Origin of the sequence: Achromobacter sp. (assembly GCF_032113835.1) — a bacterium.
Taxonomy (GTDB): Bacteria; Pseudomonadota; Gammaproteobacteria; order Burkholderiales; family Burkholderiaceae_B; genus Achromobacter.
The window spans coordinates 1-21583 of record NZ_DAMCTG010000088.1 but is presented as its reverse complement, the minus strand read 5'-3'; the positions used below and the strand labels follow the sequence as shown (position 1 = coordinate 21583).

21 protein-coding genes are annotated in these 21583 nt (G+C 66.4%); 17 read left to right on the top strand and 4 right to left on the bottom strand.

The annotated features are described in order from the left end of the window. Positions 1 to 626, top strand: a 626-nt coding sequence (locus RT697_RS22720; RefSeq protein ID WP_313701938.1) for an ABC transporter permease subunit, incomplete at its 5' end; no start/stop codon positions are given. A 1-nt stretch (position 627) separates the two neighbouring features. Beyond that, positions 628 to 1422, top strand: a complete 795-nt coding sequence (locus RT697_RS22715; protein WP_313701936.1) for an ABC transporter ATP-binding protein — start codon at positions 628 to 630, stop codon at positions 1420 to 1422. A 61-nt stretch (positions 1423 to 1483) separates the two neighbouring features. Here RT697_RS22715 and RT697_RS22710 read toward each other — a convergent pair whose 3' ends face one another. The 3 genes from RT697_RS22710 to RT697_RS22700 are packed head-to-tail and all read right to left on the bottom strand — an operon-like array spanning position 1484 to position 5894. Beyond that, complete coding sequence (locus RT697_RS22710) at positions 1484 to 2731, bottom strand: FAD-dependent oxidoreductase (protein ID WP_313701935.1); 1248 nt, start codon at positions 2729 to 2731, stop codon at positions 1484 to 1486. An 8-nt stretch (positions 2732 to 2739) separates the two neighbouring features. After that, on the bottom strand, positions 2740 to 4383 hold the full coding sequence (locus tag RT697_RS22705) for an FAD-dependent oxidoreductase (protein ID WP_313701934.1): 1644 nt from the start codon (positions 4381 to 4383) through the stop codon (positions 2740 to 2742). Beyond that, positions 4383 to 5894, bottom strand: coding sequence for a polyamine aminopropyltransferase (locus tag RT697_RS22700; RefSeq protein ID WP_313701932.1), 1512 nt, complete (start codon positions 5892 to 5894; stop codon positions 4383 to 4385). Before RT697_RS22700 ends, RT697_RS22705 begins: the two co-directional genes overlap by 1 nt. 90 nt (positions 5895 to 5984) lie before the next feature. Between RT697_RS22700 and RT697_RS22695 the strand changes: the two genes are divergently transcribed. From RT697_RS22695 to RT697_RS22660, 8 genes are all read left to right on the top strand, one after another. After that, positions 5985 to 6371 (top strand): DUF350 domain-containing protein, encoded by a 387-nt coding sequence (locus RT697_RS22695; protein WP_105239633.1) that lies wholly within the window; start codon positions 5985 to 5987, stop codon positions 6369 to 6371. 39 nt (positions 6372 to 6410) lie between these two features. Beyond that, complete coding sequence (locus RT697_RS22690; protein WP_313701931.1) at positions 6411 to 7457, top strand: SPFH domain-containing protein; 1047 nt, start codon at positions 6411 to 6413, stop codon at positions 7455 to 7457. A 6-nt stretch (positions 7458 to 7463) separates the two neighbouring features. Further along, positions 7464 to 8939, top strand: a complete 1476-nt coding sequence (locus RT697_RS22685) for a DUF4178 domain-containing protein (RefSeq protein WP_313701930.1) — start codon at positions 7464 to 7466, stop codon at positions 8937 to 8939. After that, positions 8940 to 9104 carry a hypothetical protein gene (locus tag RT697_RS22680; RefSeq protein ID WP_312436970.1) on the top strand — a complete coding sequence of 55 codons (165 nt, stop codon included), beginning with the start codon at positions 8940 to 8942 and terminating at the stop codon, positions 9102 to 9104. Continuing rightward, positions 9101 to 9451 (top strand): adenosylmethionine decarboxylase, encoded by a 351-nt coding sequence (speD, locus tag RT697_RS22675; RefSeq protein ID WP_313701929.1) that lies wholly within the window; start codon positions 9101 to 9103, stop codon positions 9449 to 9451. Before RT697_RS22680 ends, speD begins: the two co-directional genes overlap by 4 nt. A gap of 118 nt (positions 9452 to 9569) precedes the next feature. Then, positions 9570 to 10328, top strand: a complete 759-nt coding sequence (gene modA, locus RT697_RS22670) for a molybdate ABC transporter substrate-binding protein (RefSeq protein ID WP_313701928.1) — start codon at positions 9570 to 9572, stop codon at positions 10326 to 10328. A gap of 24 nt (positions 10329 to 10352) precedes the next feature. Next, on the top strand, positions 10353 to 11039 hold the full coding sequence (gene modB / locus RT697_RS22665) for a molybdate ABC transporter permease subunit (protein ID WP_313701926.1): 687 nt from the start codon (positions 10353 to 10355) through the stop codon (positions 11037 to 11039). After that, positions 11036 to 11722, top strand: coding sequence for an ATP-binding cassette domain-containing protein (locus RT697_RS22660; RefSeq protein WP_313701924.1), 687 nt, complete (start codon positions 11036 to 11038; stop codon positions 11720 to 11722). The genes modB and RT697_RS22660 overlap by 4 nt, the downstream gene beginning before the upstream one ends. A gap of 25 nt (positions 11723 to 11747) precedes the next feature. Here RT697_RS22660 and RT697_RS22655 read toward each other — a convergent pair whose 3' ends face one another. Continuing rightward, positions 11748 to 12542, bottom strand: coding sequence for a TOBE domain-containing protein (locus tag RT697_RS22655; protein WP_313701922.1), 795 nt, complete (start codon positions 12540 to 12542; stop codon positions 11748 to 11750). A 253-nt stretch (positions 12543 to 12795) separates the two neighbouring features. On the opposite strand from RT697_RS22655, the gene RT697_RS22650 reads away from it, so the two are divergent. From RT697_RS22650 to RT697_RS22620, 7 genes are all read left to right on the top strand, one after another. After that, positions 12796 to 13392, top strand: coding sequence for a DUF4136 domain-containing protein (locus tag RT697_RS22650; protein WP_313701921.1), 597 nt, complete (start codon positions 12796 to 12798; stop codon positions 13390 to 13392). A 10-nt stretch (positions 13393 to 13402) separates the two neighbouring features. Then, on the top strand, positions 13403 to 14599 hold the full coding sequence (locus RT697_RS22645) for a patatin-like phospholipase family protein (protein WP_313701919.1): 1197 nt from the start codon (positions 13403 to 13405) through the stop codon (positions 14597 to 14599). Between the two features lie 194 nt (positions 14600 to 14793). Next, the gene (locus RT697_RS22640) at positions 14794 to 15183 is read left to right on the top strand and encodes a winged helix-turn-helix domain-containing protein (RefSeq protein ID WP_313701917.1); all 390 of its coding nucleotides are present in this window, start codon (positions 14794 to 14796) and stop codon (positions 15181 to 15183) included. A gap of 224 nt (positions 15184 to 15407) precedes the next feature. Beyond that, positions 15408 to 16718 carry an efflux RND transporter periplasmic adaptor subunit gene (locus RT697_RS22635; RefSeq protein ID WP_313701915.1) on the top strand — a complete coding sequence of 437 codons (1311 nt, stop codon included), beginning with the start codon at positions 15408 to 15410 and terminating at the stop codon, positions 16716 to 16718. A 65-nt stretch (positions 16719 to 16783) separates the two neighbouring features. Beyond that, positions 16784 to 20014 (top strand): efflux RND transporter permease subunit, encoded by a 3231-nt coding sequence (locus tag RT697_RS22630; protein WP_313701913.1) that lies wholly within the window; start codon positions 16784 to 16786, stop codon positions 20012 to 20014. Next, positions 20011 to 21504, top strand: a complete 1494-nt coding sequence (locus RT697_RS22625; RefSeq protein ID WP_175123626.1) for an efflux transporter outer membrane subunit — start codon at positions 20011 to 20013, stop codon at positions 21502 to 21504. Before RT697_RS22630 ends, RT697_RS22625 begins: the two co-directional genes overlap by 4 nt. Next, on the top strand, positions 21501 to 21583 hold an 83-nt coding region (locus RT697_RS22620), incomplete at its 3' end, for a pyridoxine 5'-phosphate synthase (protein ID WP_313701939.1). The genes RT697_RS22625 and RT697_RS22620, both read left to right, overlap by 4 nt.

The following is a 21583-nucleotide window of genomic DNA, read 5'->3' as shown; positions in this document are numbered from 1 at the left end:
TGGCCAGCATCCTGATGATGATCGCCCTGTATTCGATCAACCTGCGCATCATGGGCAAGCCCAACGTGCCGCTGATCACCGAACCCACCGTTTTCACGATCCTGCAGCCTGCGTGGATTTCCGACTACGTCGCCCGCCCGCTGCTCCTGATCGTCATCGTCATCCTCTGCAAACTGGCGCTGGACTGGTTCTTTGCCACGCAGACCGGCCTGGCCGTGCGCGCCACCGGTTCCAATGGCCGCATGGCCCGCGCACAGGGCGTGAACACCGGCCGCATGATCCTGGGCGGCATGGCGCTGTCGAACGCGCTTGTCGCGCTGGCCGGCGCGCTGTTCGCACAGACGCAGGGCGGGTCGGACATCTCGATGGGCATCGGCACCATCGTGATCGGCCTGGCCGCGGTGATCGTCGGCGAAAGCATCCTGCCGTCGCGCAAGCTGGTGCTGGCCACGCTGGCCGTCATTATCGGCGCCATCGTCTACCGCTTTTTCATCGCCCTGGCGCTCAACAGCGATTTCATCGGGCTGAAGGCGCAGGACCTGAACCTCGTCACCGCGGTGCTCGTCACGATCGCCCTGGTCATCCCCATGCTCAAGCGCCGTCTGGTCGGCAAGAAGGGGCGCTGATATGTTGTCCGCAAAAGACCTGAAAATCACCTTCAACGCGGGTACGCCCATCGAGACCCGCGCCCTGCGCGGCCTCACGCTGGAAATCCCGTCGGGCCAGTTCGTGACCGTGATCGGTTCCAACGGCGCGGGCAAGTCCACGTTCCTGAATGCCGTGTCGGGCGACCTGCCGGTCGATTCCGGCCGCATCGATATCAACGGCGTGGACGTGACGCGCCAGCCCGTGTGGGCGCGGGCCGGCAGCGTGGCCCGCGTGTTCCAGGATCCCATGGCCGGCACCTGCGAAGACCTGACCATCGAGGAAAACATGGCGTTGGCGCAGATGCGCGGCGCATCGCGCGGCTACAGCCGCGCCGTGAAGGCCTCGATGAAAGCGGGCTTTCGCGAGCGTCTTGCCACGCTGGGCCTGGGCCTGGAGAACCGCCTGACCGACCGCATCGGCCTGTTGTCCGGCGGCCAGCGCCAGGCGGTCAGCCTGCTGATGGCGGCGCTGCAGCCCTCGCGCATCCTGCTGCTGGACGAGCACACCGCCGCGCTCGACCCGCGCACCGCGGACTTCGTGCTGCAACTGACGGCGCGCATCGTGGCGGAAAGCCAGCTCACCACCATGATGGTCACGCACAGCATGCGCCAGGCGCTGGACGTCGGCGACCGCACGGTCATGCTGCACCAGGGCCAGGTCGTGCTGGACGTATCCGGCGACGAGCGCCGCGGCATGGACGTGCCGGACCTGCTTGCCATGTTCGAGCGGGTGCGGGGCGAGAAGCTGTCGGACGACGCGCTTTTGCTGGGCTGAAGACGAAAAGGCGCGGTGAAAAGCGCGGTCAACAACGCGGTCCTTCAAGGACCGCGTTTGCCTAGATGAACCGGCCGGGCCGGAAGGCCGTGTGGCGCGATGCGGCGGCGCCGTCCTGCATCAATTCCGCCAGCACCTTTGCCGTGCCCGGCGCGGTGCTGAACCCGATGTGCTGGTGCCCCAGCGCCAGCCACAGGCCGGGATGGCGCGGCGCTTCGCCGATCATCGGGCGGCTGTCGGGCAAGGTGGGGCGGCGGCCCAGCCAGGCGGCGGCGTCCAGCCGGTCGCCCAGCGGGAAAGCCTCGCGGGCGCGCTGTTCCGCCAGATCGAGCTGCTCGGGACGCGCGGGCGCCTCGCAAGCGTTCAGCTCGACGCCAGTGGACAGGCGCAGCCCGCGCGCCATGGGCGACAGCACGTAGCCGCCGCCCGTGTCGTAAACGGGACGGGTGACCCGAGCGCCGTCGCGGCCGTTGTAATGCATGTGATACCCGCGTTCGAACGCCATGGGCACGTCGATGCCGGTGGTCTTGAGCAACGCCTTGGACCACGGCCCCAGCGCGACGACCAACCGGTTGGCCGACACGGATTCCGATGCGCTTGTCCCTTGCACCGTCCAGCCATTGCTGTCGCGGCGGATGGCGGCGGCGTCCATCCGTTTGAACGTGCCGCCTTCGCGCTGGAACAGTCCGGCGTACCCGGCAACGACCTCGTGCGGATCGTCCACCGAATACGAACCCTGTATCCACAATGCCCGGTGAAAGATGGGCGACAGGGCGGGTTCAAGCTCGGCAAGCGCGGCGGGATCCAGCTCGCGGGTCGGCACGTCGTACTGGGCGAAGGTGCGGCGGGCGAGCGCGCCCGCGTTCCAGGCCGCCGCGGTGCGGTACAGGAAGATCCAGCCGGTGTCGCGCAGCCGATGGCGCGCGCCGCTTTCATCGAGCAGCTTCAGGTGTTCGGGCGCGGACAGCCGGATCAGGCCGTCCAACGCGCGTGCGGTTTCCTGGAAGACGGACGTGCGGGCGCTCATCAGGAATCGCGCCGCCCAGCCCAGGTTCGCCGCCAGGTAAGGCCACCGGTATCGGAACTGGACCGTGTCGTTCTTCATGAGACGCGGCAGTTGCCCCCACAGGCCAGGATGGTTGAACGGCATCAGCGAGCTGCGGGCCAGCACGCCCGCGTTGCCCATCGACGTTTCCATCCCGGGCGCCTGCCGGTCCACAAGCGTGACCGGCATGCCGCGCCGCTGCAGTTCCAGCGCGCAGCAGACGCCGACGATGCCGGCGCCCAGCACGATCACGTGATTACCCATGTCTTGTCTCATCCTTGTCGATGGCCGCCCAGAATACGCGCTGCCGCCGTCACACCCCACCATGACGCTTCTTCGAAGACCGAATACCCCGACAGGTCGGCGTGCGCGAACAGCACCGGACCGTCCACCGCGCGCAGCGCGGCCAGGCCCGGGTTGGACAGATAGCCGCAGACCGGCGTGGCCATCGCGTGGCCGCGCACCGTGATCTCCAACTGGCGGGCGTTGCGCCAGAACTCCTTGCCATACGCCGCCACCAGATCCACCGCGGCTACGTCGCGCAGGTCTTGCGGACTGGCGCGCGTAAGCCAGTCGCGCGCCGCCTGCGGCGTCTGACCGCTCAGCGCGTGATACGCCGTGAACACGCTGCGCGGCGTGCGCGCCACGCGCAGCAATTGATGGGTGGACACGACGTAGCCGAGCGCCTGGCCTTCGTAGACGACGTTGTCCCACGACAGTGGCTCGCCCGGCGCTTCCAGCGGGTAGCCCTCCATGACGAAGTTCGACACCATCCAGGCCGCATGCGGCGCGGCGTGCGTGGCCGGGTCGTAGCCGTACGCGCGGATGTCCGGCAGCAGGCGTTGCGCCACGAAGAGCGGCATGGCGCAGACGGTGCGGCGCGTCTGCAGGGCGTAGGCCCGGTGCGCGCCGTCCGTCGTACTTTCCACGCAGAGGACGCGCGGTCCGGCCGGCAATTCTTCGATGCGCACCGCCGTGCCCGGCAACAACCAGTCTGCGTGGCCGAGCTTTTGCGTGATGGCCGCGCGCATCCGTTCGGCCAGCGTCGCCAGCCCGCCGGGCCACGTCAACACGGCGCCTTCGCCGGCATTGGCGGCATGGCCGTCGCGGCTGGCGAAGTAATGCAGCCCCGCCCAGGCCGACACCACGTCATAGTCCGCGCCGTAGTCGTCCCGGCAGCAGTAGTTCAGATACCAATGCAGCGCGGACGAGGTATAGCCTTCGCGCGCCAGCCAGTCCTTGAACGTCAGCGCGTCCAGTGCGCGCCACGCCGGGTCGCGCGACGACAATTCCAGCGGGATGCAGAACACCTTGCGGCCGTCGTTGCCGACCTGCGTGCGCAATCGATCGACCAGCGCCAGAAAGCGCTGGTGCTGCGCGGCGTCGGCATCCGGCACGCCCGTCATCGGCAGCAGGTGTTCTTCCCAGCGCCCATTGCGCAGCAGCCTTTCCTGCGGCGAATGCACCAGGACGGCTTCGTCGTAATAAGGGCGCGCGTCGCCCGCGCCGCGCTCGATGATGCCGAAGTCGGCCAGCATTTCACGCACGTGGGCGGACGCCAGCGAGGGCAACGGCAGGTAATGCGCACCCAGCGGGTAGTCCAGCCCATCGCGCACGCCCGCCGCGGCGTTGCCCGCGAACTCGGGACCCTGCACCACGACAAAATCGGTGAACCCTTCGCGGGCCAGCTTCCAGGCGCAGGACAGGCCCGCCACGCCCGCGCCCAGGATCGCAACCTGATGCTGCCGCGTGGCCGACGGCTGCGGCAAGGCCGCCTTGTCGCGCAATGCGTGGCCGGCCTGCATGCCGGGATAGCGCACGTCGGGCGTCGTTTCGACGACGCGCGCGCGCCAGTAGCCGGCCGAGCCCGCGGCGGCGGCCGTGGCAGCGCCCAACAGGAAGCTGCGGCGCCGCATCAGCGGATGACCTTGCGCCAGTCCTCGTCGAAGTAGCGCACGAGCGATTGTTCGTTCAGGCGGTTCGGCGGCATGGCCAGCGCCGGCATGTCGGCGGGAAAGTGAAAGAGCTCGCGCACGGTGACGGCGTCCAGGTAGCGCGTGGGCACGGTGATTTTTTCAGGCGGCGCGTAGTCGCGCCGCTTGCTGGCCAGGATGAAGCCCCAGTCGCCGAACGACGGCACGTAGGTGTGATACGGCCAGGTGTTCAGGCCGGCTTCCTTCAGGGTCGCGTCCACGCTCCAGAACGAACGCGGCGCGAAGTAGGGCGAGGTGGACTGCACGACCATGTAGCCGTTTTCCGCCAGATGCCGCGCCATCAGGTGATAGACCGGCACGGAATACAGCCGCCCCAGGCCGAAGTTGGACGGATCGGGAAAGTCCACCACGATGAAGTCGTAGACCTCGGCGTGCGTCTCCAGCCAGCGCCCCGCGTCGTCATTGATGACGGTGACGCGCGGATCCTTGAGCGCGCCCGCGTTCAGCGCGACCAGCGGGTCCGAGCGCGAAAACAGATTCGTCATGGCGGGGTCCAGGTCCACCAGCGTGACGTGCTCGATATTTTTGTATTTCAGGATCTCGCGCACGGCCAGGCCGTCGCCGCCGCCCAGCACCAGCACGTTGCGCGCCCACGGCAGCACCTGCAGGCCGGGATGCACCAGCGACTCGTGATACCGGTGCTCGTCGCGCGACGAGAACTGCAGGTTGCCGTTGATGTACAGGCGCAGATCGTCATGCCAGCGCGTCACGGCCAGGCGCTGGTACTGCGTGGTTTCGGCGTGGATGATGTCGTCGCCATACAGGCCTTTTTCGGCCCAGGCGGTCATGCTGCCGGAATAGACGAACCCCAGGCACAGGATGCCCAGCACCACGCCGGCGCGGACAGCCTTTTCGCCCGGGCGGGAAACCTCGGCGCGGAACAGCCACGTGGTCCACAGCGCCACGCTGGCGTTCAGGATGCCGAACAGGAAGCTGGTGCGCAGCAGCCCCAGCTTGGGCGCCAGCAGCAACGGGAACACCAGCGACACGGCCAGCGCGCCCAGGTAGTCGAAGGTCAGCACGCGGCTGACGATTTCGCGGAATTCGGCCTTTCGCTGGTTGAAGACCCGCATCACCAGCGGGATCTCCATGCCGACCATCAGTCCGATGATGAAGACGCCGACATACAAGGCCGCGCGGAACGGTGCGGACAGCCACGCGAACACCAGGAACAGGACTGCGGCGGAGACGCCGCCCAAGAGCGCCACCAGCAGCTCGACGTCGATGAAGCGATTCAGAACGTCTTCGTCTCTTACATATTTTGACAACCATGAACCGATGCCCATCGCGAAGAGATAGCACCCGATTACCGAGGAGAACTGAAGGATCGAATCCCCAAGCAAATAGCTGGCGAGCGCGCTGCTGATGAGCTCGTAGCCCAACCCGCAGGACGCAACGATCAATACCGAGAGAATGAGAACGCGGTCGCGCATGGGAGTGTCCGAGCCAAAAAATGCGTTCGCAGTATATCGAACGCGACGTATATACTGCGCGCAATTGGGAGGCTGGCAATGGGAGAAGCAATGCATCCGGCGGTGACCTATCTGATCTATATCGTCTCGGCGCTCGTCATGCTGGGCGTTTTCACGGCGGTCTACACGGCCATTACGCACTACAAGGAATTCGACCTCATCCGCGAGGGCAACATTGCCGCGGCGCTGTCCTATGGCGGCGCGCTGGTCGGCTTCAGCCTGACCCTGTGTTCCAGCATCGCGGTCCACGCCAGCTTCGTCATGTTCGTGGTCTGGGGCGTGGCGGCGATGATCGTGCAGATCGTCGTGTACGCAGTGGTGTCCAAGGCCATACGCGGCATGACGGACGCCATCGCCGAAAACAACATCGCCATGGGCGGCCTGATCGGCGCGATCTCGCTGGCGGCCGGCATCGTCAACGCCGCCTGCCTGACCTGAGCGGCGCGCAATCCCCGATCTGACACAGGAGGACTTTCCATGAGTCTCGGTTCATTCATTCGCAAGCAGTTCATCGACATCCTGCAATGGAACGAGGATCGCGACGGCGTGCTCGCCTGGCGCCATCCGATGCAGGATTTCGAAATCCAGTACGGCGCCAGCCTGACCGTGCGGGAATCGCAGATGGCCGTGTTCGTCAACGAAGGCAAGGTGGCCGACGTGTTCGGCCCCGGCATGTACAAGCTGACGACGCAGACGCTGCCGATCCTGACCTACCTGAAGAACTGGGACAAGCTGTTCGAGTCGCCCTTCAAGTCGGACGTCATCTTCTTCAGCACGCGCCTGCAACTGGGCCGGCGCTGGGGCACGGCCCAGCCGGTGACGCTGCGCGACAGCGAGTTCGGCATGGTGCGCCTGCGTGCGTTCGGCGTGTATTCGTACCAGATCGCCGATCCCGGCAAGTTCTACCGCGAAATCAGCGGCACGCGCGACGTGTACACGGTGGACGACCTGGAAGCGCAGCTGCGCAACATGGTCGTGGCCGCCATGACCACCGCACTGGGCAGTTCCAAGGTGCCGTTCCTGGACATCGCCGGCAACCAGGGCCTGATGTCGCAGAGCATCGCCGAACAGCTCGCGCCCGTGTTCGACCGTTACGGCGTCAAGCTGGACAACTTCACGGTCGAAAACGTGTCGCTGCCCGAAGAGCTGCAGAAGGCGCTGGACACCCGGATCTCGATGGGGATGGCCGGCGACCTGGGCAAGTTCACGCAGTACCAAACGGCGACGTCGATTCCGCTGGCCGCGCAGAACGAAGGCGGCATCGCGGGCATCGGCGCGGGCCTGGCGGCCGGCGCGGCGTTGGGTCAGACCATGGCGCAGGGCCTGGGCGTGGCTCAGGGCCAGCCGCAACAGCAGCCGCAGCAGCCGGCGCAACAGCAGCCGCAACAACCCGCCGCTCAGCCCGCGCAGGCCGATCCGGTCCAGCGCCTGCAGCAATTGAAAGACCTGCTGGACAAGGGCCTCATCACCGCGGCGGACTACGACTCGGCCAAGGCCGAGGTGCTGAAGAAACTCACCAGCTAAGACCCCATGCAGCAGGTTCTGTGTCCGCAGTGCGGCGCCCCAGTCAAGTTCACGTCCGCGGCCTCCGTCATGGCGGTCTGCGGCGCCTGCCGCAGCACCTTGCTCAAGGATGCCGAGTCGGTCAAGCGCATCGGCGAGGCGGCCGACGTCCTTGAGGACTATTCGCCGCTGTGCCTGGGCGCCACGGGCACCCATGACGGCAAGCGGTTCGACGTCATCGGCCGCATCCAGATGCGCTTTGACGAGGGTTTCTGGAACGAGTGGTACGTGTGGTTCGACGACGGCTCTGACGGCTGGCTGTCGGACGCGTCTGGCCAGTATGCCGTCACGCGGCGGCGCAAGGTCAAGTCCGTGCAGGAGATGCCGGCGTTCGACAGCATTGCGCCCGGCGACGAGCTGAAACTGGACGGTCAGCGTTTCGTGGCGGCCGACGTGCGCACCAGCCAGGCCGGCGGCACGCAGGGCGAGCTGCCCTTCGTGCCGGGCGACGGCTGGCAGGCCAAGGTGGCCGACTACCGCAGTCTGGACGCGTTCCTGACGCTGGATTTCTCCGACGGTCCGCAGCCCGAACTCTATATCGGCAAGGCATTCGACCTGTCCGCCATGCAGGCGGGCTCGTTGCGCACCAAAGAGCAGGTCGAGGAAACCGCAGGGCGCTTTCGCGGCCAGATCAAGGCGCTGGACTGCCCGAACTGCGGCGCGCCGATCTCGTTTGTGGCTGCCATGGCCACGAATGTCGTTTGCCCGTCTTGCGCGGCTGCGGTCGATTGCTCGGGCCCCACGGCCGAGGTCATCGAAAAGGCGCGCAAGGTGCAGAAGATCCGCGCCACGCTGCCGCTGGGCTCGGTCGCCAAGATGGAAGGCGCCGACTACACGCTGATCGGCCTGATGAAGTGCGCCGATCCCGATCCCGAAGAACCCTCGAGCTGGATGGAATACCTGCTGTTCAATCCAGCCAAGGGGTTCATCTGGCTGGTGGAATCGGACGAAGGGTGGGAGCGCGTGCAGGTCTGCGACACCTGGCCCAGCCACAACAACGCCACCAGCGTGCGCTGGCGCAATCGCGTGTACCAGAAGCTGTACGACTACACCTCGCGCGTGGAGCTGGCGCTGGGCGCCTTCAATTGGCGCGTCAAGGTGGGCGACAGCACGCAGATCACCGATTACAAGGTCGGCACGTTGAAGCTGACCCGCGAACTGGCCGACAAGGAATTGGGCTGGTCGGCGTCGGCGCCGGTGTCGCCGGCACAACTGGCCCAGTGGTTCGGCCGCCCTGAGCTCAATCGCCAGAAGGCCATGGGCGTGTCGTCCGCCAAGGCCGGCGGCGGTTACCGCAAGTGGGCCAAGGGCGCGCTGATCGCGATGGTGTTCCTGAACTTCAACAACATTTTTGCCGGCCGCTTCATTCCGGTTTTGATCGGGATGGTGTTTCTCTGGCTACCGGCCATGCTGGCCGACATGCTGACAGGCGAGGACGAATAGATGAAGGGCAAGTTGTTGTATGCCTTGTACGCGATGGTGGTCGTGGTGGCCACCACCAGCGCCAGTGCGCCGGGCACGCGCCTCTCCGGCGGCAGCAGTAGCAGCAGTTGGGGCAGCAGCTATTCCGGCGGCTCGGGATGGTCATCGGGCGGATCCCACAAGTGACCGTGTACGGGACACCCGGCCGGCACGTGCTGGCGGATTTTCGCGGTGTGGCGCCCGGCCTCCTGGCCGACGCGCAGGCGCTGGAACAGCAGATGACCGCGGCGGCGCGCGCGGCCGGGGCGCAGGTGCTGAGCGCGCACTTCCATCATTTCGGGGAAGGGGCGGGGGTGACCGGCGTGATCCTGCTCAGCGAATCCCATATCAGTATCCATTCCTGGCCGGAGCACCGCTTCGCGGCCCTGGACATCTTCATGTGCGGCGCCGCCCGGCCCGAAACGGCGCTGGACTTCCTGCGCGCCGCACTGGCGCCTGAATCCGTGCACGTCACCGCCGTCGATCGCGGCTGATTCCGCCGCCCGCCTCTCCCTTTGATATTTCATAAACCCGGCGCCGGGCGAAATTGACGACCGTTATATACCTGGATATATTGCGAACCTGACACGCCGCCGTCCATAGGAGAAACATATGTTGCACAAACGCCCGCTCATGGCGCTGACCCTGGCGCTTGCCGCCGTCTGGGGCGCCAATGCCAGCGCCGGAGAAATCGTGGTGTCGGCCGCCGCCAGCCTGACCAATGCCTTCAAGGAAGTGGCGCAGGGCTTTGAAAAGGAACATGCCGGCACCAAGGTGGTCCTGAACTTCGGCGCTTCCGACGTGCTGCTGCAGCAGATCGTGAAGGGCGCGCCTGCGGATGTGTTCGCGTCCGCCGACCAGAAGGCGATGGACAAGGCGGTCGAGGAAAAGGCCGTCAAGCCCGCCACGCGCGTGGACTTTGCGGCCAATCAGATCGTGCTGATCGTTCCCATCGACAGCAAGGCGGGCATCAAGTCGCTCAAGGACCTGGAGCGCGCCGAGGTCAAGCGCATCGCCTATGGCAACCCGGCATCGGTGCCGGTGGGACGCTACACGCAGGCCGCGCTGCAGGCCCAGGGCTTGTGGGACGCCGTGCAGGCCAAGAGCGTGCTGGCGCAGAACGTGCGCCAGAGCCTGGACTACGTGGCGCGCGGCGAGGTGGACGCGGGCTTCGTGTTCGCGACCGATGCGGCCATCATGCCGGGCAAGGTCAATGTGGCCGTGCGCGTGCCCTCGACGACGCCGGTGACCTATCCCATTGCGCTGACCACGCGCGAGACCGCAGCCAAGGAAGCCGAAAGCTTCGTGGCCTATGTCATGTCGCCCGCCGGACAGGCGATACTGTCGCGTTACGGCTTTCAGAAGCCCTGAGTCCCTGTTGAATCGTAGGCATTGATGAGTGATCCGGTCTGGGTCCCGCTGCTGCTTTCCCTGAAAGTGGCCGGTTGGGCGACGCTATTGGCGACCGTGGCCGGCACGGCTGCGGCGTACGGTCTGTCGCGCTGGCGTTGGCCCGGCCGCGACCTGCTGGACGCCATCCTGACGCTGCCGCTGGTGCTGCCGCCGACCGTGCTGGGCTATTACCTGCTGGTGCTGCTGGGGCGGCGCGGCATCATCGGCGAGACGCTGGCGCGCTGGAATATCGAGTTGGTCTTCACCTGGCAGGGCGCCGTGATCGCGGCGTCCGTGGTGGCCTTTCCGCTGGTGTTCAAGTCGGCGCGGGCCGCGTTCGAAAACGTGGATGGCCAGCTTGAAAACGCGGCGCGCGTGCTGGGCGTGGGCGAGGCGGCGGTGTTCTTTCGCGTCACCTTGCCGCTGGCCGCCCGCGGCATCGCGGCCGGCGTGCTGCTGGCCTTTGCGCGGGCGCTGGGCGAATTCGGCGCCACGCTGATGATCGCCGGCAACCTGCCGGGCCGCACGCAGACCCTGTCGGTCGCGATCTACGAAGCGGTGCAGGCGGGCGACGACGCAACCGCCAACATGCTGGTGCTGGTCACGTCCATCACCTGCATCGTCGTGCTGCTGGCCGCCGGCAAGCTGGTGCCCATCGGCGCCAACCAGCGCAACGGGGGCGGGCGATGAGTATCGACCTTGCCGTGCGCAAGCACATGGTGTCGGGCGACCGGAAGTTCGAGCTCGACGTGCAGTTCAAGTCGGCCGCCAAACGCATCGCGCTGTTCGGGCCGTCCGGCGCGGGCAAGAGCCTGACATTGCGGGCCGTGGCCGGATTGCTGCGTCCTGACGCCGGCCGCATCGTCATCAATGGACGGGTGCTGTTCGACAGCGAGACGGGCATCAACCTGCCGGCGCGCTCGCGCCGCGTGGCGTACCTGTTCCAGGACTACGCGCTGTTTCCTCATCTGACCGTGGCGCAGAACATCGCATTCGGCCTGCGCCGCGGCTGGCTCAATCCGCGGCGACGCGAGGTGACGCCGGAAGCCCGGCGCTGGGTGGATGCGTTTGAGCTGGGCGCCATCGTCGGCAGCTATCCCAACGAGATATCAGGCGGGCAGAAGCAGCGCGTCGCACTGGCGCGGGCGTTGATGCTGCAGCCCGACATCCTGCTGCTGGATGAACCGTTTTCCGCGCTGGACTCGCAGTTGCGCGGCAAGATGCGGCAGGAGCTGGACGCGTTGCAGCGCCAGCTGGACGTGCCGATGTTGCTGATCACGCATGACCCCGCGGACGTGGAGGCCCTGGCCGACGAGGTGTTCGAAGTGCGCGAGGGCAGGGTGGGGCGCCACGACGAGAACGTGGGGCTGTAGCCGGTTTGCGTGGCGCGGTCTGGCGTCAGTCCAGCACGCCGAGAATCACGCTGGACGCCTTGAAGATCGCCACCGCCTCGGCGCCGACATCCAGCTTCAGGTCCGCCGCGCTCTCGTTCGTGACGATGGCGGCCAGCGTGGCGCCGCCGTCCATGGCAATCAGGATTTCGCTGTTGACGGCGCCCGGGCGCAGGTCGGTGATGCGCCCCTGCAGCTGGTTGCGGGCCGATAGCCGCAGTCCCGGCCCCGGCGCGCCGACGATCACCGACGACGCCTTGACCAGCGCGATGGCTTCCTTGCCGGGCGCAAGACCCAGCTCCTTGGTGCTTTCGCGGGTGATGGTGGCCGTGACCGTGTGGCCGCCGGCGATGCGCAGCAGCACTTCATCGTTGACGGCGCCCTCGCGGATCTCGATGACGGTGCCCAGGAATTTATTGCGTGCGCTGGTCTTGAGCATGAAACGCCTCATCAGGTCGATGTCGCCGCTGGCATCCAGCCCCGCGCGCGTCAGGTTGTCCATGAACTTGCGGTGTTCGACCTCAAGCGCCCGGAAGGTCGTGATCAGACGGCGCGCCCGGTCGGTCAGCTGCGTGCCGCCGCCGCCCTTGCCGCCCGCCGCGCGCAGCACCAGCGGCTCGCCGGCCAGGTTGTTCATGGCGTCGATGGCGTCCCACGCGCCCTTGTAGCTCATGCCCACGGCGCGCGCCGCCGCCGTGATCGACCCGGTCGCGTCGATCTGCGCCAGGAGGTCGATGCGGTTCTTGCCGCCCCAGGTCTGGGCGCCGGAGCGAAACCAAATGGAGCCGTCGAGTTCAAGCATGGGCGTGTCTGTGGGGATGGCCGGAAGCGACGGGAAGTGTAATGGACCCGGCGCGAGGCGCGATAGGAGAAGTCATCCTGCATTTGCGCTATGGCAGTCCGGGCGCGCCGGTGAGCGGGCACCCCCTTTTGCCGATGCGCGCGCCATCGTGTGATTGCCGCCCGCGATTTTGGTGGTTGCGAATGAGATTCTGTTGAAACTTTGATGGCTTCGCGGCACTATGTTGTCGCCCTGAACTCACGGAGAGGTCGACATGAAAGCGTTGAAATTGCTGACGGCGGGTTCCATGACGGCATTACTGGCGGCCTGCGCTTCAGGCCCAACGGTCAAGAGCGATTACGACCACCAGGCCAACTTTGCGCAGTATCAGACGTTCGGCTACATGTCTCCGCTGGGGACGGACAAGGCCGGCTACAACACGCTGCTGACCGAACGGCTCAAGAGCGCGGCGCGCGGCCAGATGGAAATGCGCGGCTATACCTACAGCGCCACCAATCCCGACCTGCTTCTGAATTTCGGCGCCAAGCTCCAGCAGCAGACCGAAGTCACGCCCGGCTTCGCGCCCATGGGTCCGTATTACGGCTATCGCACCGGCTTTTACGGCGGCTGGCCCGGCTACGGCTGGGGCGACGACGTCTACCAATACACCGAAGGCACGTTGAGCGTCGATCTGGTGGATGCGCGGCGGCGGCAACTGGTCTGGGAGGGCGTCGCCGTGGGCGAAGTCCAGAATCCCTCGAGTGCGGGTTCGGCGGAGAACGTGGAAAAGGTAGTGGCGGAGGTCTTTGCCAAGTACCCGTTCCGTGCCGGCGTCGGCACGCCGCAGGTGCCGGACAAGACCAAGCGCTAGAGGACGCCGCATGACCGCTCGCCGCAAGGCCCTGGCCCAAGACACCGGCGATACGCCGCCCTACGATACCGTCGCGCTCGTCCTGCAGGGCGGCGGCGCGCTCGGATCCTACCAGGCGGGGGTGTACCAGGGCCTGCACGAAGCCGGCATCCGGCCCAACTGGATTTCCGGCATCTCCATCGGGTCGATCAACGCGGCGATCATCGCCGGTTCCCCGGAAGACGAGCGGGTCGAACGCCTGCGCGGCTTCTGGGAAAGCATCTGCCGGCCGACCGGCTTTGCCTCGTTGCCGTGGGGCGATGCCTTTTCCCGCATGTTCGAAGGGCAGCCGTTCGGCTTCGGGTCGCCCGCCATGAACGGGCAGGTCTCGGCGATGCAAGCGCTGTTGACCGGCCAGCCGGGCTTCTTCAAACCGCGCTTTCCGCCGCCGTATCTGGTGCGGGGGCGCGGCGCCGCTTCCACCAGCTTCTACGACACGACGCCGCTGGCCGACACCCTGCGCCAGTTCGTGGATTTCAAGCTGCTCAACAGCGGCGCGGTGCGGGCCAGCTTCGGCGCCGTGAACGTGCGCTCGGGCAATTTCGCGTATTTCGACACCCTGCATCACACGCTGGGGCCCGAGCACGTCATGGCCTCTGGCGCCTTGCCGCCCGGTTTCCCGTCGGTGGAGATCGGCGGCGAGCACTATTGGGACGGCGGCGTCGTCTCCAACACGCCGCTGGCGCAGGTGCTGACCACGGAAAACATGCGCGACACGCTGGCGTTCCAGGTCGATCTCTGGCCGGCGCGCGGCGATCTGCCCACGTCGCTTGAAGAGGTGGCCGAGCGGCAGAAGGACATCCAGTTTTCCAGCCGCACCCGCCTGGTCACCGACCAGCTCCGCCGCGTGCTGAAACTGCGCCACGGCCTGCAGCGGCTGCTCGAGCGCCTGCCGGAAGGCGAGCGCGACGCGCCGGACCTGGCCGACATCCGCAAGCTCTCGCACACGCCGGCCACCAACATCATCAACCTCATCTACGAGGCCAAGCACCGCGAGCGGTATTCCAAGGACTACGAGTTCGGCACCGAGGCGATGCGCGAGCACTGGGAGTCGGGGCTGACGGACATCCGCCGCACCCTTGAAAAGCCGGGCATCCTGGACCGGCCGACGCAGGACAGCTGCTTCGTCACGCACGACATCCATCGCAACGGCACGCATCATTCGTAGCGGGCAGTGGGGACATCCGGGGATTTGAAGGTCGGATTGGTCTGATAGATGAGCGGTGACGGGCGCAGAACCCCGCCGCGAGGGTAGGCTTTCGGGACAAACCGCAACCTTGTTCCGGGACGGGCCGCCCCAAAGCGTGCCACCGGCCGTCCTGGTGGAGATCCGCCTTGAATTCTCCCTTTCTTGATCCCGGTATGACTCCCGTTCGTTCTGGCGTTGCTGCTGGCGTTGCTGCCGGTCTTGCCGCGCCCGCCCCTTGGGTCCCGAACCACGCGCACGAACCCGTGGACGGCTGGTGGAGCCTGCTCTATTGGGGCTGGACCTTGCAGTTGCCCAACGGCGCGCGCCTGGACCTCACCGAGGTCGAGCGCGCCTGCTTCGCCTGCCTGATGAAAAGCCCGCGCCGCGAACTCGTCCGCGACGAAGTGAAGTCCCTGCGCGGCGGCATGAACATGCGGGCGCTCAACGTCGCGATCTGCCGGCTGCGCAACAAGGTCCGGCAGGCGGGAGCCAAGCTGCCGCTGCATACCGTACATGGCGTCGGCTATGCATTCCTGGGCAATCTCCGGGAGCTCTCCAGCTAATAAAAATTGTTGCGCAATTGCTCCCGAAAGTTCCCCCGAACCGCCCGAAAATACGTGATTTCCCGAATATCTGAGTTACATTACTGGGCTATTCACGTGTCGTTGGTGACGCTTGGTCATAATTTGATCGCTGCCTCGTGGCACTTTCGGATTGCTGCGATTTACTGACGCGATTTACTGACGCGATTTCACGACGCGGTTCATTACGCTACGCGGGGGTTTCAATGCGGTTTTCGCCTAAACGATTTTCGGGTCTGGCTGTTTCCGGTGGCGTCCTCGCGCTGATATTGGCCGGTTGTGGTGAAAAGCCCCAAATGAATCCTGGCATGCCCCAGGTCAGCGTCGTCACCGTGCAGCCGCAGCGCGCACCCATCGTCTCTGAATTGCCCGGCCGCGTGGACGCGGTGCGCGACGCGCAGATCCGCGCCCGCGTCACCGGCATCGTGCAGCGCATCACGTTCGAGCAGGGCGGCGACGTAAAAGAAAACCAGCTGCTGTTCAAGATCGATCCGGCGCCTTACAAGGCCGCCTACGATCAGGCCACCGCCCAGTTGAAGCAGGCGCAGGCCAACCTCTTCAGCGCCAAGCTGCTGGCCGACCGCTATGCCCCGCTGGTCAAGGCCAATGCCGTCAGCAAGCAGGAATACGACAACGCCGTGGCGTCCTTCCGCCAGGCCGACGCCACCGTCGCCGCCGCCAAGGCCGCGCAGGACAACGCCGCCATCAACCTGAGCTACACGGACGTCACCTCGCCGATCACCGGCCGCATCGGCAAGCCGCTGGTCACCGAGGGTGCGCTGGTCGAATCGACCTCCGCCACGCAGATGGCCACGGTGCAGCAGCTCGATCCCATCTACGTCGACTTCACGCAGTCCACCGCCGACCTGGCCGCGCTTCGCCGCGCCTTCGCCAGCGGCCGTCTGCAGCAGGTCGGCAAGGACGCCGCCCGCGCCACCGTCGTACTGGAAGACGGCTCCGAATACGAGCATCCCGGCAAGCTGCTGTTCACGGGCATCACCGTGGATCCCAGCACGGGCCAGGTGAACCTGCGGGCCGAAGTCCCCAACCCCGACGGCATCCTGCTGCCCGGCATGTACGTCCGGGTCCGGCTGGAGCAGGGCTTTGACGACGTCGCCCTGATGGTTCCCCAGCAGGCGCTGCAACGCACGGCGGACGGCAAGCAGAGCCTGATGCTGGTGCGCGACAACAAGATCGCGCAGTCGCCGGTCACCACCGGCGGCGCCTTCCAGAACAACTGGCTGGTCACCAGCGGCCTGAAGGCAGGCGACGTGGTGGTGGTCGAGGGCTTCCAGAAGATCCGTCCCGGCGCGCCGGTGCAGGTCAGCCAATGGAAACAGGGTGGGGCGCCCGCTCAGGGCGGCGCGCCCGCCGCGCAGCCTGGCGCCAAGCCGGCTGAGCCCGGGGCGACCCCCGGCGCAGCCCCCGCCGCCAAGCCCGCCGAATCCGCACCGCAGCCCGGCGCCAAGCCGGCCGAGCCTGCCCAGCAGGACAAGGCCGCAGGCCAGAAATCGTAAGCGGCACGCGGCGCAGCAAGCGCCGCGTTCCTCTTTGGTGAGCATCGCTTTCAGAGTCAGCCCACATGCCGCAATTTTTTATCGATCGACCAATCTTCGCCTGGGTAGTCGCCCTTTTCATTCTGCTGGCAGGGGTGTTGGCCATCCCGAACATGCCGGTCGCGCAGTACCCCGATGTGGCGCCGCCGGCCATCACGATCACGGCCACCTACCCGGGCGCGTCGGCCCCGGAAGTGGCCGAGTCGGTCACCAGCATCATCGAAGACCAGCTCAACGGCGCCAAAGGCCTGATCTATTACGAGTCCGTCAGCGATTCCTACGGCACCTCGACCATCACCGCCACGTTTGCGCCCGGCACCAATCCCGACCTGGCGCAGGTGGACGTGCAGAACCGCGTGTCCAACGTGATCGCCCAGTTGCCCGGCGCGGTGCAGCAGCAGGGCCTGCAGTACGAGCAGACCAGCACCGGCTTCCTGATGATCGTGACGCTGTCGTCCACCGACGGCACGCTGGACCAGACGGCGCTTGCCGACTACATCACCCGCAACGTGAAGAACCCGGTTTCCCGGGTGCCGGGCGTGGGCCAGTTCCAGCTCTTTGCCGCGCCGCGCGCGATGCGCATCTGGGTGGACCCGGCCAAGCTCGTGGGCTTCAACCTCAGCATGGCCGAGGTCAACAACGCCATCGCCGGCCAGAACGTGCTGATTTCCGGCGGCAGCATCGGCGCGCCGCCCAATCCCGATTCGCAGCGCATCACCGCCACGGTCACCGCCAACGGCCAGCTCAGCACGGTCGACGGCTTCGGCCGGATCGTCCTGCGCGCCAATACCGACGGCTCCAAGGTGCTGTTGCGTGACGTCGCTCGCATCGAGGTCGGCGCCGACAACTACCAGTTCGGCGCCCGCCTGAACGGCAAGCCGACGGCCGCCTTCGCCATCGTGCTGTCGCCCAACGCCAACGCGCTGGCCACGGCGCAAGGCGTGCGCAACCAGATGCAGGAGCTGTCCAAGTATTTCCCGGACAACATCCAGTACTCGGTGCCGTACGACACCGCGCCCTACGTCAAGGTGTCGATCGAGCAGGTGCTGCACACCCTGGCCGAAGCCATGGTGCTGGTGTTCCTGGTCATGTATCTGTTCCTGCAGAACGTGCGCTACACGCTGATCCCGGCGCTGGTGGTTCCGGTGGCCATGCTGGGGGCGTTCGCGGTGATGCTGGCGCTCGGATTCTCGATCAACGTGCTGACCATGTTCGCGATGGTGCTTGCCATCGGGATTCTGGTGGACGACGCCATCGTGGTCGTCGAAAACGTCGAGCGGATCATGGCGACCGAGGGCCTGCCGCCCAAGGAGGCCACCAAGAAAGCCATGCCGCAGATCAGCGGCGCCATCATCGGGATCACGCTGGTGCTGGTGACGGTGTTCCTGCCGCTGGCCTTCATGAGCGGGTCGGTGGGCGTGATCTACCGCCAGTTCTCGGTGGCCATGGCCGTGTCCATCTTCTTCTCGGCGCTGCTGGCGCTGACCTTCACGCCGGCGCTGTGCGCCACGATCCTCAAGCCGGTGGCCAAGGGCCACCACGAAGACAAGAAGGGTTTCTTCGGCTGGTTCAACCGCAAGTTCGACGCCACCACGCACGGCTACCAGAACTGGGTGTCGCGCATCCTGCACAAGGGCGGCCGGATGATGCTGGTGTTCCTGGTGCTGGTCCTCTTGCTGGGCTGGCTGTACCTGCGTCTGCCGTCGTCGTTCCTGCCCGAGGAAGACCAGGGCTATGTGGTCAGCAACATCGAACTGCCGACCGGCGCCAGCGCCAACCGCACCGTCGAGGTCATCGAGCAGGTCGAAAAGTACTTCCAGGACATCCCCGCCGTCGAGAACGTCATCGCCGTGCAGGGCTACAGCTTCAACGGCAACGGCCTGAACGCCGCCATCGCGTTCACCACGCTCAAGGACTTCAAGGACCGTAAGGAACGCCAGGATTCCGCCGGCGCCATTGCTTTCACCGCTTTCGAAAAGCAGCTCATGGGCATCCATGACGCGCAGGTGTTCACGCTGGTGCCGCCGGCCATCTCGTCGCTGGGCAACGCCACCGGCTTCGACCTGCGCCTGCAGGATCGCGGCGCGGCCGGCACCGAGGCGCTCGCCGCTGCCACGGCCCAGCTGATGGGCGAGGCCATGAAGAGCCCGATCCTGTCGCAGGTCCGCATCACGGGCCTGTCGGCGGGCACGCAGCTCACGCTGAACATCGACCGCGACAAGGCGGCCGCGTTGGGCGTGGACTTCAATGAAGCCGCCTCGCTCATTTCCACCGCGGTCGGCTCGGCGTACCTCAGCAAGTTCCCCAATATGGGCCGGATGCAGAACATCTGGGTCCAGGCCGATGCGCCGTACCGCATGCAGTTGTCCGACGTGCTCAAACTGAACGCGCGCAACGGGCAGGGCGGGATGGTGCCGCTGTCGACGTTCGTGTCGGCGGAATGGGTCCAGGGTCCGGTGCAGGTGGTGCGCTACAACAGCTACGAGTCCATGCGTATCGGCGGCAGCTCGGCGCCGGGCTACTCCACCGGCGAGGCCATGGACGAAATGCAGCGCCTGGTCGCCCAGTTGCCGCAAGGCTTCGGCTACGAGTGGACGGGGCTGTCGTACCAGGAATTGCAGGCCGGCAACCAGGCCCCGATCCTGATGGGCCTGTCGCTGCTGGTCGTGTTCCTGGTGCTTGCCGCGCTGTACGAAAGCTGGGCCATTCCCATCTCCGTCATGCTGGTGGTGCCGCTGGGCATGCTGGGCGCGGTGGCGCTGGTCAGCGCGCTGGGCATGTCCAACGACGTGTACTTCCAGGTGGGGATGGTGACCGTGATCGGCTTGGCGGCCAAGAACGCCATTCTGATCGTGGAATTCGCCAAGGATCAGTACGCCCGCGGGATGGGCCTATACGAATCCGCGGTCGAGGCGGCGCGATTGCGCTTCCGCCCGATTCTGATGACGTCGCTGGCGTTCATTCTGGGCGTGATCCCGCTGGCGATGGCCACCGGCGCGGGCGCGGCCAGCCAGCGCGCGGTCGGCTTGGGCGTGCTGGGCGGCATGCTCGCCGCCACGCCGTTCGCCGTGATCTTCGTGCCGACGTTCTTCGTGGTGGTGCTGGGCCTCTTCAAGACCCGCCCGCGCCTGTTGGGCGCCGAAAAGCGTCTCTTCGAGGAAGAACAGGCGGCCAAGAAGGCGGAGGCCGAAAAGGCCGCCTTGCCGGCGACGCCTCAGCCCGCACAACCCACTGGTGGCCAGGAGGGCAAGGAATGAAAGCCCTGATGTTCAGACAGACCGCCTTGTCCGCCTTTGTGGCGGTGGCGTTGGCCGGCTGCTCGCTGGCTCCCGACTACAAGCGTCCCGACGCGCCGGTCAGCCCCGCGTGGCCCGACCAGCCGAAGGTGCAGTACGGCGCGTACACGCGCGCCACCACGCTGGGCTCGCAGCCCGCCGCCGACGTGATGCCGCAAGCCGGCACGCCCGCGGCGGACCTGGGCTGGCGCGAATTTTTCCGCGATCCGCGCCTGCAGGCGTTGATCGAACTGTCGCTCGTCAACAACCGCGACCTGCGCGTCGCGGTCCAGCGTGTCGAAGAAGCCAGGGCGCAGTACGGCATCCAGCGCGGCGCGCAATGGCCCAGCATCGGCGCCGGCATCCAGGGCCAGCGCCAGCATCTGCCGGCCAACATGCGGGCCGGCGGCCCCGATTCCAGCTCGATCAGCAGCTCGTACCAGGCCGGCATCGGCCTGACGACCTTCGAGATCGACCTGTTCGGCCGCCTGCGCAACCTGTCCGAAGCCGCATATCAGCAGTACCTGTCCACGGAACAGGCGCAAAAGTCCGTACACATCACGTTGGTCGGTTCGGTCGCGCAGTCGTATTTCAACCTGCGCGCCGCCGAGGTCCAGCTGGAACTGACGCAGCGCACGCTGGCCTCGCGCCAGGAATCGTATGACCTGGTCAAACGCCGCTTCGACGGCGGCGTGGCGTCCGAACTGGACCTGAACCAGTCCAAATCGCTGCTGGACACGGCCTCCGCCGACCTGGCCCAACTGGCGCGCGCCCGGTCGCAAGCCATGAACGCGCTGGTGCTGGTGGTGGGCACGCCGCTGCCCGACACGTTGCCCCCGCCGGCCACGTTCGGCCGCGACCAACTGCTGGCCACGGTGCCGTCCGGCCTGCCGTCCGACCTGCTTGAGCGCCGTCCGGACATCGCGGCCGCCGAAAACCAGCTGCTGTCCGCCAACGCCAACATCGGCGCGGCGCGTGCGGCGTTCTTCCCGACCATCTCGCTGACCGGCCTGTTGGGCGTGGCCAGTCCGTCGCTGGGCGATCTGTTCAAGGGCGGGCAGGGCTACTGGAGCTTCTCGCCGTCGATCACGACGCCGCTTTTTGCCGGCGGCAGCATCCGCGAGGGACTGAGCCTGGCCAAGGCGCGCGACAATATCGCGGTCGCGCAGTACGAACAGACCATCCAGCAGGCGTTCCGCGAAGTGTCGGACGCGCTGGCGGGCGAGGCCACCTACGGGGCGCAGCTTGATGCCCAGCGCGCGCTGCAGGATTCGTCGGCGCGGACGCTGGAGTTGTCGAATTTGCGTTATACCAACGGTATCGACAGCTACCTGCAGGTGCAGACCGCGCAGGTGGACTTTTTCAACGCCCAGCTGTCGCTCGTGCAAACCGGCCTGGCCGCGCTGATCAACCGCGTGGAGCTTTACAAGGCGCTGGGCGGCGGCTGGGAAGAAACAACGAAAGTGCAATGATAGAACTTGGTGTAAACATCGATCACGTCGCCACGCTGCGGCAGCAGCGCCACACGGCGTATCCCGACCCGATCGCCGC